This is a genomic window from Nostoc mirabile CHAB5784 (genome assembly GCF_020829645.1).
Lineage (GTDB): Bacteria > Cyanobacteriota > Cyanobacteriia > Cyanobacteriales > Nostocaceae > Nostoc > Nostoc mirabile.
This window is the reverse complement of record NZ_JAIVFS010000170.1, coordinates 1-10,330: the sequence shown is the minus strand read 5'-3', so window position 1 is coordinate 10,330 and position 10,330 is coordinate 1. Positions and strand designations below refer to the sequence as shown.

At 40.1% G+C, this 10,330-nt stretch carries 11 protein-coding genes and 2 pseudogenes; 2 read left to right on the top strand and 11 right to left on the bottom strand.

Translation table 11 applies throughout. The annotated features are described in order from the left end of the window. Window positions 1-119: 119 nt before the first annotated feature. From LC653_RS42180 to LC653_RS42145, 8 genes and pseudogenes are all read right to left on the bottom strand, one after another. A pseudogene (locus tag LC653_RS42180) lies at window positions 120-1,373 on the bottom strand (AAA family ATPase); the annotation flags it as partial. Window positions 1,374-1,478: 105 nt separating this feature from the next. Beyond that, entirely contained in the window at window positions 1,479-1,886 is a 408-nt protein-coding gene (locus LC653_RS42175) for a DUF1257 domain-containing protein (RefSeq protein WP_229501238.1), read from the bottom strand. A 130-nt stretch (window positions 1,887-2,016) separates the two neighbouring features. Then, the gene (locus LC653_RS42170; RefSeq protein ID WP_229501237.1) at window positions 2,017-3,090 is read right to left on the bottom strand and encodes a hypothetical protein; all 1,074 of its coding nucleotides are present in this window, start codon (window positions 3,088-3,090) and stop codon (window positions 2,017-2,019) included. A 167-nt stretch (window positions 3,091-3,257) separates the two neighbouring features. Then, window positions 3,258-3,551, bottom strand: coding sequence for a hypothetical protein (locus tag LC653_RS42165; protein ID WP_372478293.1), 294 nt, complete (start codon window positions 3,549-3,551; stop codon window positions 3,258-3,260). Window positions 3,552-3,760: 209 nt separating this feature from the next. Then, window positions 3,761-4,033 carry a hypothetical protein gene (locus tag LC653_RS42160; protein ID WP_229501236.1) on the bottom strand — a complete coding sequence of 91 codons (273 nt, stop codon included), beginning with the start codon at window positions 4,031-4,033 and terminating at the stop codon, window positions 3,761-3,763. Window positions 4,034-4,130: 97 nt separating this feature from the next. Then, window positions 4,131-4,688, bottom strand: coding sequence for a hypothetical protein (locus tag LC653_RS42155; RefSeq protein WP_229501235.1), 558 nt, complete (start codon window positions 4,686-4,688; stop codon window positions 4,131-4,133). A 102-nt stretch (window positions 4,689-4,790) separates the two neighbouring features. After that, entirely contained in the window at window positions 4,791-5,588 is a 798-nt protein-coding gene (locus LC653_RS42150) for a hypothetical protein (RefSeq protein WP_229501234.1), read from the bottom strand. A gap of 566 nt (window positions 5,589-6,154) precedes the next feature. Next, on the bottom strand, window positions 6,155-6,490 hold the full coding sequence (locus LC653_RS42145) for a helix-turn-helix domain-containing protein (RefSeq protein WP_228675969.1): 336 nt from the start codon (window positions 6,488-6,490) through the stop codon (window positions 6,155-6,157). A 365-nt stretch (window positions 6,491-6,855) separates the two neighbouring features. Here LC653_RS42145 and LC653_RS48135 point away from each other — a divergent pair. Further along, window positions 6,856-8,008, top strand: a pseudogene (locus LC653_RS48135) (ISH3 family transposase). A 138-nt stretch (window positions 8,009-8,146) separates the two neighbouring features. Here LC653_RS48135 and LC653_RS46610 read toward each other — a convergent pair. Further along, window positions 8,147-8,281 carry a hypothetical protein gene (locus tag LC653_RS46610; protein ID WP_267923416.1) on the bottom strand — a complete coding sequence of 45 codons (135 nt, stop codon included), beginning with the start codon at window positions 8,279-8,281 and terminating at the stop codon, window positions 8,147-8,149. After that, a complete protein-coding gene (locus tag LC653_RS42130; protein WP_229501231.1) occupies window positions 8,271-8,492 on the bottom strand; it encodes a helix-turn-helix domain-containing protein in 222 nt (73 codons plus the stop codon). The genes LC653_RS46610 and LC653_RS42130 overlap by 11 nt, the downstream gene beginning before the upstream one ends. A gap of 1,039 nt (window positions 8,493-9,531) precedes the next feature. Here LC653_RS42130 and LC653_RS42125 point away from each other — a divergent pair. After that, window positions 9,532-10,083, top strand: coding sequence for a hypothetical protein (locus LC653_RS42125; protein WP_229501241.1), 552 nt, complete (start codon window positions 9,532-9,534; stop codon window positions 10,081-10,083). A gap of 59 nt (window positions 10,084-10,142) precedes the next feature. On the opposite strand, the gene LC653_RS42120 is transcribed toward LC653_RS42125, so the two are convergent. Beyond that, the coding region (locus LC653_RS42120) for a hypothetical protein (RefSeq protein WP_229501230.1) at window positions 10,143-10,330 on the bottom strand (188 nt) is incomplete at its 5' end.

Sequence of the window (10,330 nt, the reverse complement as noted above, 5' to 3'; positions counted from 1 at the left end):
GGATACTTCCTCTCACTGACATGAATGCTAAGTTGTCATGGTTTTGTTAGGATTTCTCCCTTCTTAAACCAAGCGGTTTTCCTTGAGTATTTCTACTCATTTCAACCAACGGGTCGCACAAAATTCTCATCAAATCTTCCCTTTCTCTTTAACTCCGTTGGTAGTGCTGAAGGGTCATTGCAGGTAGCAACAACGAACACCCCGCACTGTGACTCGGACATGAAAGTGAGGATATTCCCTAGAATCCTTTGGCTGACTCCACTGGTGTCACCACTGCCAGAAAGAGCTTTTTCCAGTTCGTCTATCCATAAAACGCAGGGTGCGATCGCTTCGGCGGTCTTGAGTGCGCGGCGGATATTGCCCTCAGACTCACCTACCAGACTACCAAGGAGGGAAGCAATGTCTAGCTGTAGGAGTGGTAAATTGAGTATGTTGGCAATGTTCTTAGCGACACTCGTTTTACCCGTACCTGGAGGCCCAGCTAGTAACAACCCTTTGGGTTGGGGCAAACTCAAGGCTACAGCCTCTTGCGTAAACAGACGGCGGCGACGATTTAACCACTCGCGCAGCAAATCGAGTCCGCCAAAAGGAATGGTAGTTGGCTTACCCAACTCGATACCCATTTGAGACAGTAACCGAGTTTTGTACTCGACGGCTTTGGGGATAAAATCAGCGCCAACGACGACACCATCATTAGTTAAGTTTTCTTTGACTGTTAAACGAAGGAAATCACTAATTTCTTCTAAAGTTAAACCCAGTGCTGCACGAGAAAGAGTTTCTTTTTCAGGATTTTCAAGGGAAATAGTAAAAGTTAATTCTTGCTCCCTAGCAGACTGTTGTAAGTCATGCAAATAAGAATTGATGTGTTCAAGTATTTGGTCAATACTAGGTAAAGGAACTTCACAATAAGGAATCAATCTGACTAGGGATTCGTGTAGTTGTATGTTCTGACCCAACAATACAATGCGTTTATCTGTGGGTTTTAACCTATGGTAAAGGTTTTTGACTTTGGATAAAATCTCCCAACTCAATTGGGGTGAGTTCTTAGCAATGAAGGGGTGAATATCTCCGAGGATAAATACACCATTCCCACTAAAGTTAGCAATGTAGTCGAATACAAATAGTAGTGGATCAGCGTGGGGAGGCTTTTTATACTCTGCAACTGGCTTAAATACCAATCCCCCATCTGCTGCGATTAAACATTGCTCCAAGGTTGATACTCCCAGATTCCAGAATAACACTGGACTTGATAGCTTGTTGGATGCCTCTGTAGTCAGCCACTGAATAGTCGTTGCTTCGTCGGGCGACAGCACATCAAGCGCCGCGATGGGAATTTGTGAATCGAGCGTGGAGAGCAGATTTGAGAGTTTCATGATTTTTGATAAGGTAGTGGAGCTAGTTCATCGTGAGTATTAACAAGTCTCACGACTACTTCATGAAGTTCGGCATCGCCGTCAAAAATCTCTGCCGTTCCATTGCTATCTGGAAAAGCAATAGCAGAAATCAAAGCATGAAAAAGCGCACATAAGCTCCCCCAACTGTCCCTGTAACTCGGCAGCTTTGGCGCGAACCATCCGTTTGCCGTAAGCCTGTATCAATTTGTGGCTAAAGAAATCTTGTCCCAGGCGGGGAACTGTCTCGTAGCTGTCGTGTATCACTTCGTACACACTGCTTGTTTGATTCCACTTGAATCCGATATCTGCACGGGCTTGAATTGTGCGACCAGAAACTATAATTTCAGCACTCTGACCTTGGGAGCCACCATAATAGCCCTTGAGTGGGTATGGTTTTTCGTGGACTTGCGGTGAAAGATTTAAATCAAAAAGCGCTTGCAACAAACAATCGTGATTACTTAATTTGGTTTTGACTGTTGAGAAATGCGACATAATATTATTCCTTTTGTCATCTGGTTTGAGAAATAGTAAAAGTGCGATATCCTTTTGTCACGCGAATATTGCACTTTTAATACACCGATCAAGTAAGAGAGCGAATACACCCTTGCCCAAGACTATTTTTTTACCTGAACTTAAACGCGCTGACTGTAGCTTTCGATAAGCCCACTTCACCAGTTGCTAGCTGTTGGAGATTGCGCTGTTCGTCTAGGAGTTTGACCCGAATTTCTTCCATCTTTTGCTGTAACTGACTGCGCCCATCACTGGCAAGATTTTTTGACTCAATCGCCGGATCGGTGACAATCGAATCCAAATGCTCCATCATCTGCTGTAAACTGCTGCCAGCTTCCGGGGAGGCATTTGCCAGTAACACCCGCACTTTCATCAAGTGTTTTTCCATCTTTTTTTTGAACTGCACCGGCTTACGTCCTGGCTCCCAGTCGCTCAGTTCTTCGAGCAACTGCGCGGCGAGTTGTTCACCACCAGCGATCGCTGATTCCCTCAATCTCTGCTCCAGGTTACTATCGTATTGCTGGATAAATTGGGTAATCTGGTCTAAACACTCAGCCTGTTGAGAGTCGAGTTGTTCAGAGAAGGCAGGAATAATCACTGGGCGACCAATGATTACCTGTAGATAATCCTCCAAGTCAGCGAGAGAGGGGAATACTGTTAACAAATTAGCTTTGACTTCTTGTTGCTTTTCTTCAGGGAGTTCCCAGGCATTTAGCGAGAGGAATTTGTCAATCCGTTCCTGGTAATCTACAAGTCCTGACTCGTAATCAACTTTTAATTGATTGCGTAAACCAGGGGCGATATTATCTCTAATATTGATTAAGTGATTCCAAACGAGTGGAGCTAAATCAATCGGACAGACCCAATCACCAGTATCACTACTCATCCACTCTTGAACCGAAGCAATTTCTTGCCTCAATTGGGTAGCAGCTTCATCCAGCTTTTTAAATACCTTGATACCCCGCAAGCCGACTTCGGAATTTGTAACTTTAACGAGGTCTGATTCAATTTCAGAAACCTCAGCTTTTAGCACATCCGCCCATTTAGGTGCGGCAGACTTTGTACTTTTCTTTAGCTGGATACGGAAGCGAATACGAGTTTTATTTAACTGTGAGAAATTGTGGCGTTCGACTACTGCATCAGTTAGGAAATTTGTAGCAATAGGGTTGTCGATTGCTTGTACCATTATTATTCACCTCAATCATTATTTTTCACTTTCAATTCAGCGAAGCTTTCTTTGTGACTATTTTTCAATTTCTGAATGTCTGTAGTAGCCCTATAGATTACTTTTGTAGAGCTATTTTGTAGTCGAACAGGTCTTTTAATGACTGGCGGTTTATGTGTTGACATAGCTCAAAATAGCTGAAGTTGCTGTGAATTATCCTGTACCACAGGCTTTTCATAAACCATACCTTCGACTTCATAACAACGAGTCATGAGTTTGTTTCGATTTAGCCGAAAGCTGGTTTTTTTCTTTTGATTTGGCAGAGGTAGAAATAGATACTGTGGATGTTTTATACTACCCTCATCACCCAAATATCGAGAAAGCCTACCGTTTATTTGGTAAACTTTTGAGGAGCTTAACAGCGTTGAATCGTAAACTTTGATCAAATTTAAGTCCATCTCAGTAGTATTGAAATGTGTCATAATTTGTCATGGAACCGATTTTTCTCTCCAGTCAGACTTATTAAATCTGACTGGAGAGTTTTTCACGCATAATCTGATTCTTTTTTCGTCAAGCAGCAACTCTTTCTTTATACGGTTTAGACAACCTAGAACCGCTCCCAGGAATAGATTTAGTTGTTGAAATCGGTGGGTTAACTTGACCGGGTGGAGTTGATTGAGATTGACAAATATTAAAGATAGAAATACTCAAATATTTGATTGAGTTTTTCCTTTAATTCATCAGGCAGAGCCTTAAAATCAAACTCTTTGGAGTCCCAAATTTCATCAAGACTTGTAGACTCATCGATAATATTTGCAATCAAACTCGAGTCATCGTCGTACTTCCAGCCATTTGCTAAAAGCCACGGTAGAACTCCCTCAGATTGCAATAGTTTTTCCAGGTTAAACAAGTCAGAAAATGATTGCAGATTTTCGAGGCTGGGGTGAACAAGTGTAATAGTCATCTGTGATTAGTTATGAATAGGTGAACAGCATGTATTAGCTGTAGACAAAGCTTGAGTCACTTATAACTACAATCTCTCAAGCCCTGTTTACAACAAGTTAGAACACCATTTCTGCCGCAGCTTTTGTTACAGCTAAAGCTTGTTTACTGACCTCTCGCCACTCTGTTTGCTCGTTGTAGGATGCCATGACTAATTCTGACCCAACCCACACCCGACAGAATAAGACGCTTTCATCGGTTGTTCCCGGAGTAGGCTGTAGCGTGATCGGAGAGTATAGTTGTTGTGGAGTAAGAGTTGCGATCGCGGCTAATACAGATTTAGCAAAGTGAGTCTCATGCCCACTTTCTAATATATAGGTTCTGTCTGCTTGAATTGTAATCAGCAACTTGTAAACTTCTTTTCCTCTGCGCTCACACTTCTCGAATTTAAGTTCTTTTAGATATCCAGTTAAGGCAGTTTGGGTAATCGCACTTGCTTCACTGTTGTTTAGGGTATACCACAGTGAACCATTGTGACGATTGCAGTAGATTTTGCAACTGCCAGCATCAGAGTGCAATCCCAGCTTTGGCTTATTGATTGCTGCGACTAACTGCTTGAGTAGTTCCTCTTGGCGTATCAAGGCAGCAAGTAAATCGGCATTTTCTTGAGGGTTCATTGTTTAATACCAACACATTTCACTTTCGCATTGGCGAAGCCGTAGACTTTCCGAAACAGCAGGCGTGACCGATGTAGATTTTGGTCACGCCTTCTGATTTTCTTACGCCGCTACCAACTCCCGGCTCACCCTCGGCAGTTCAACCGGAGTCGTCACTCTACGCAGTGCTTCTACAGCCTCCCTGACGCTCCAATACTTGATGCCATCCCTACACTGCCAGTAGTAAGTCTTAGGGTCATTTTCCCATAACTCATCAGCGTTTCTGACCTTGAAGACAATTCCTAAGAATTCACCATCAAGATACACGTTGTGAGCCGTCTGAAGGTCGGTGCGTCCTACATAAGTCAGTCGGTAGCCGTCCACTGGCGTACACAAGTCTTCTGCACGAGTACCGCGATAGGAGCAGTTACCGCACCCATGCCCTTCGCAGTCTGGACAGATGGCAGCAGGCATATTCCACTTCGGCAGGGTGAAATCCCATTCAGCCGATGGAGTTAATATTTGAGGCTTCTGTGAAGTGTAGCAACCAGCATGACCGATTACCTTATCAGGATAGTATTGGACGCTCAACGATAACCAATCACAATCACCTAACAAGCCAATTTTCTCAGCAGCTTGTTTTAATTCCTCATCTTCCTTGTGATTGGACTCTACTGGAGTAGAAAGACTCGCTTTTACCTCTGCAACAGCACGTTTGAATGGCTCTTTGTGGTATCTAGCATAGCCGTGGGTCATCTTCACCCACACAATATCATCGCTGTTGATCCAGATAGTCACTACATCTTCGGGCTTGCAGTTTTTGGAGTAGTCCGACTGATTGACGATGGTTGCAATGATTTGGCGATCGCGTGTGGTCAACGGATCTTTTGTTGGCGTAGGGGCTGAAAGTTGTGTAATCATTAGAAAATACCTCTTAATGGGTAAAAGGGCGAACGCATACTTTTCCAGAGCGGCGATCGTCCTATTTTTATTGGTCAGTTTGTTGTGCTTTCAGCACAACACTCTCAATCCAGTTTTGGCGAAGCCTTATAAAAGTGTTCAAGGGTAAAGCGTATTAACTGATGGTCAAAACACCAGACAGCACTAAGCTGTAGAGAAGATATTGGGATGTTACCGTGTCCTCTGTACAGCCATGTTGTATTTTTTAAAAAGGCGATTGCATACTACTGAGTACGCAATCGCCTTAATTCTGGGAGGATTGAAGTTTTTACAACCAGTTTTTAGACTTAGTTTGGTCATCGGAATCATCTCACGGTGGCTTGGCCATTACAAGTTTACGGCTTCCGGCTGCTAGTCCCGGTGGCTACTAGTTTTATTGGTTTGGTATCAGTAACTCGATTTAGTTGATTTAGTTTGTAAGTCTTTGGTATTGGGGGCGCTGGTGATTTATTCTCCTTCGCCCTTATATTTAGTATTTTGTAACGCACACCTGTAATTTGTCAAGACTATTTAGTAACGCAGCGCAACTACTGCACAGTGCAGTTTATATCCCAAATTAAAGAAGATACATCACCATTTAATGCAACACAAAGCTTTTGTAGAATTTCAGTACTAACAGTTACTTCTTTCGGCTTTTTAGGACGATTAACAAACAAGTGTGGAGCTTCTAATTGCTGAATGTAAGTAGCAGATATACCTACTATCTCTGATAGTGCTTTCCGGCTATATCCAGCCTTTTCCCTTAATTCTCTTAATTTCTGCGCGTTTTCTTCATTCCAACGGAAAGATGCTACCGGAGTAACATCTATTTTAATCTTCATTTGTAAATCTACCTTGTTGTTATTGCGCTCACCTGTTGACATTTAATGCTACTCGCCTTAATATATTGGTGTCAACCATAATTCAACCAAATAAACTCGTGCTACACCATAAATTTATGGTGCAAAAGCTCTTGTCCTGGTTGATAATGCCCAAAATTATTTGACCAGTGTTTGTGACAACTCAACTTAAGGCGGCTAATACTCTGTCCTAATTTAGACTGGTATTCGGTACGAAAAAAGCAATTTCAGTAGATCACAAACTTTTTCCCAAAGGGCGATCGCCAACAAATTAACCAGTATACTTAAAGTGCTATATGCTACTTAAAACATAAATAAAAATTATCATTTTTTTAACAGTTTCAAGAAGTGAAATAATGAAAGTGTTGTGTATCATTTTGTTAAAATAATTGACTTTTTCATTAGAACAACTAGCTATAACAGAGACAGAAACTCTAAACGAAGTTATTGAGTGTTTAACAGAAAATTTCTCAATAAAAACTCAAGGTGCATGTGATCAAAAAACTTTATTTGAGATTTTAGTGAGAGCTGCAAGCAATGGGGATACTATTGAGAATACAGCCAAAACGTTGAAGAGAATTCCATCTGGAAATGATATTAGATATCATCTCAACAAAATTAATGATTTTGAAGATTTAGAGAGACAAATTAATCAAGCTTTAAAAAGTCGAGTTCCGAGAGTAATTAAAAACGGACACCTAAAGTTAGCTATTGATTTAAATTTAATTCCAAATTAATGGCAAGCCTAGTAATAAGGAATTGCCCTATATATATCGGAGTCAAGCTAAGTCTGGTACTTGTTCTTTCTACGCCTATGCAACTTTATATGTTTTAATGAAAGGAAAACGTGTAACCCTTGCAATTAGAGGCGTTAGATGGCTGGATACAAGTGTTGCTATTATTACTTATCTATTAGCAGAACTTGATGCACTTCATATTCAGGTGAAACAACTTTATCTTGACAGAGGATTTTTTAATGTTCCCGTCATTCGTTGGTTACAAGCTCTAGATATCCCTCTACTCATGCCAGCAATCAAAACAGGAAAACAAGGAGGAATTAAACAGTTTTTAAAAGGTAGAAAAAGCTATAAAACTAAATATACTATGACCAGAAGTGGAAATCAAAATGATTCAGTCACCTTTGAACTATGGATTGTTTGTAAATATAAAAAGGGCAAACGACATCAAAAGGGGATAGAATACTTTGCTTATGTAGTTCATAAGATAAAAGCCAATTTATCTTATATACATCAAGATTATCGGAAAAGATTTGGAATAGAAAGTAGTTATAGACTCAAAAATATCTGTCGAATTAGAACAACAAATAAAAAACCAGTTTTAAGATTATTATTCGTTGGTGTCTCTTTTATTCTAGTCAATATATGGGTTAACCTTCTATGGCTAAAAATCAGCCGAAAGAGAAGAGGTGGAAGATTAATTTATCGTAAATTATTTAGTCTCAAACAGATGTTAGCCTTCCTCCGTCAAGCTGTTGACAAAATATATCAAGTTGTTGAAGGTATTTATCTTCTATCGGGCTAATTGACAGAAGCTCAGTTGCTAGTTGTTTATAAGCAATTCTTATTGATACTCTACCTCCTTGCTTAAACAGCAACTGATAAAAAGTATCACTGACTACAAAATTTGTAAGCGATCGCCCTTTGGGAAAAAGTTTGTGATCTACTGAATGTATTGAATTTGTCCGTCAAGGTCGATAGCGAAGTAAATACAAGGCTGACTAGGTAACTGCGATCGCTCGTGAAGAAATACTGAAGGTAAGGTAAGAGGATCGATAGTGGCAGGATTAATCCCCATTTTTCAACTCCTGGGCTGGTATCCATTTCAGTAAAATATCTGGTTGTATTTTGTATCGACTGCAAATCGCGTCCATGACATCTCTGCCAAGATACTGAGCGGAATTATTGTACAGGCTATATGCAGTAGTCCGGCTAATACCAGTTTCTTGCCAGAACTGATAAACGCTCATCCCTCTGCTGTCAACAAATTCCTTAATCCGATTTCTCATGGGCATACCTTATACCAATTCACAATTCGCAATTCTCAATTAAAAAACTTAGATGCAGCAGGGCTTTCAGGCTTTACATTTGTATCAAATTTTTCGTGAAATGGTATTAGATTGCCACTCTTATATTTACAACTAACTGTTATTGCAAAGTAGTTAACACTATTATAGAGTAATTATAAAGTTAACTAAAAATTTAAAGCGCTTTTATAGCCACTGAATGGAGTAAGAGGTTCGATAACTATCTCTGTACAGTGAATTTTTGTAATATTTATAACAACAACCTTTAAAACTGCTCAAGCTGCGGATATTCTCTACCTAGCTTTGACGATTCTCCTGTCATAGTAACCTTAACCTTGATTAATGTAATGTAATTTCTGAGAATGCAAGATGTGTTGTAGAGCCAGCTAACTAGTCATTAGACGAAATTTTTCTGGATATTCACCTTAGCAAGTGAGGATAAATGGGAGCAATGCGAAAATGTGAGATCGGGATTTAATTATCAACTACATCGCCATATTCTCAATAAAACCAGGTTTATTTCGTTGCTATCGCATCCCGAAATGCCCTATTTCCGTTCTTGGTTTTAGCACCTCACAAAATCGCATGAAGGTGATGTGATATAACTTTTATATCTCCTAAATCAAGAAGTTCTGTTAGAATTTTAATATCTCTTTTGCTAGTCATGACTGTAAATTTATATAAAAATAGTGGAAGTCCTATTTACAGTTAACAAGAAATATTCTTTATATGTCAATATATATAGTACTTTTAGCAGATTATTGATACATTTCTTGACATTGTTTTATCTCTATATTTTAATAATTTGACATAACAAGTACTGAAGAACCTAGATTTCTTTCGTTGCAAGGTTATTTGACTTTTCCTAAAAGACTCATTTTTGGGGATATTTTCATATTCAGAGACTATGTAATGAGACATTTATATTAATTATTATAACATTTTTTATTAAATTCTTGATTGTTGCATAAATTGCCTTTGCGTTTATGTTAAAAAGATCAAGTTAAATATAATAAAATAAATGAGCTTACCTTTTCTCTTAAATCTAGTAATCGGCTTAATTTTCATTTACCTAATATTAAGCTTAGTTGCCTCAGAAATTCAGGAGATATTAGCCACACTTTTGCAGTGGCGTGCTGCCCACCTAAGAAAATCAATTGAAATTCTTTTGACAAAAGATTGTTTGCCTACTCAAGGTAATACAGGTGCGAACACTCAGTATTTGGAATGTGTTCGTCAAAAGGTCAATCCGTCTCTTTCATTGCCGCTCGGTTGGGACAAGGCTAATCGAGATCAGCAGATAGAAGAGAGTACTATTTCCTTGCCCTCCGGTCAGGACAAGGCTAATCTGAAGCAGCAAACACAAGAGAGTAAAGGATGGTTCTGGCCACCACTTAGGAGGTTTTTGGGTTGGATTGTCAGTGGCTTCGCGATCATGATGGGTGCGCCTTTCTGGTTTGAATTGCTCGGCAAGATTATCAACGTTCGTAATGCAGGTAAACCTCCTGAAACATCTATTGATCGACAAGGCACAAATCGGTCTGTTTCCTCTAATAGCATTGATCCGAGATAGCTGTTAAATCAGCAATTAAGACTCAAATCGCCTCATAATCTGGTCTAGCTTCTTGTCTATCAGGCGTCACCGTGGTCGGGTAGCAGGACTATATCGCTATAATCCCGCCCCCTCAGAACCGGACGTGCGGTAGGGTAGGTAGCCAGCGAGTTACCATTTTTGGCACTTTTCCAACCACCCCCCTCCAAACTACGCATGACCGTTTCCGTATCACGTAGCTTTCCAGTAACCATTACGTTTTGAGAGC

Excerpts from the sequence above, each read along its gene's own strand:
- LC653_RS42130 (WP_229501231.1), bottom strand. The coding sequence starts at position 8,492 with ATGAGAAATCGGATTAAGGAATTTGTTGACAGCAGAGGGATGAGCGTT.
- LC653_RS42145 (WP_228675969.1), bottom strand. The coding sequence starts at position 6,490 with ATGTCAACAGGTGAGCGCAATAACAACAAGGTAGATTTACAAATGAAG.
- LC653_RS46610 (WP_267923416.1), bottom strand. The coding sequence starts at position 8,281 with ATGGGGATTAATCCTGCCACTATCGATCCTCTTACCTTACCTTCAGTA.
- LC653_RS42170 (WP_229501237.1), bottom strand. The coding sequence starts at position 3,090 with ATGGTACAAGCAATCGACAACCCTATTGCTACAAATTTCCTAACTGAT.
- LC653_RS42155 (WP_229501235.1), bottom strand. The coding sequence starts at position 4,688 with ATGAACCCTCAAGAAAATGCCGATTTACTTGCTGCCTTGATACGCCAA.
- LC653_RS42150 (WP_229501234.1), bottom strand. The coding sequence starts at position 5,588 with ATGATTACACAACTTTCAGCCCCTACGCCAACAAAAGATCCGTTGACC.
- LC653_RS42125 (WP_229501241.1), top strand. The coding sequence starts at position 9,532 with ATGAGCTTACCTTTTCTCTTAAATCTAGTAATCGGCTTAATTTTCATT.
- LC653_RS42175 (WP_229501238.1), bottom strand. The coding sequence starts at position 1,886 with ATGTCGCATTTCTCAACAGTCAAAACCAAATTAAGTAATCACGATTGT.
- LC653_RS42165 (WP_372478293.1), bottom strand. The coding sequence starts at position 3,551 with ATGACACATTTCAATACTACTGAGATGGACTTAAATTTGATCAAAGTT.
- LC653_RS42160 (WP_229501236.1), bottom strand. The coding sequence starts at position 4,033 with ATGACTATTACACTTGTTCACCCCAGCCTCGAAAATCTGCAATCATTT.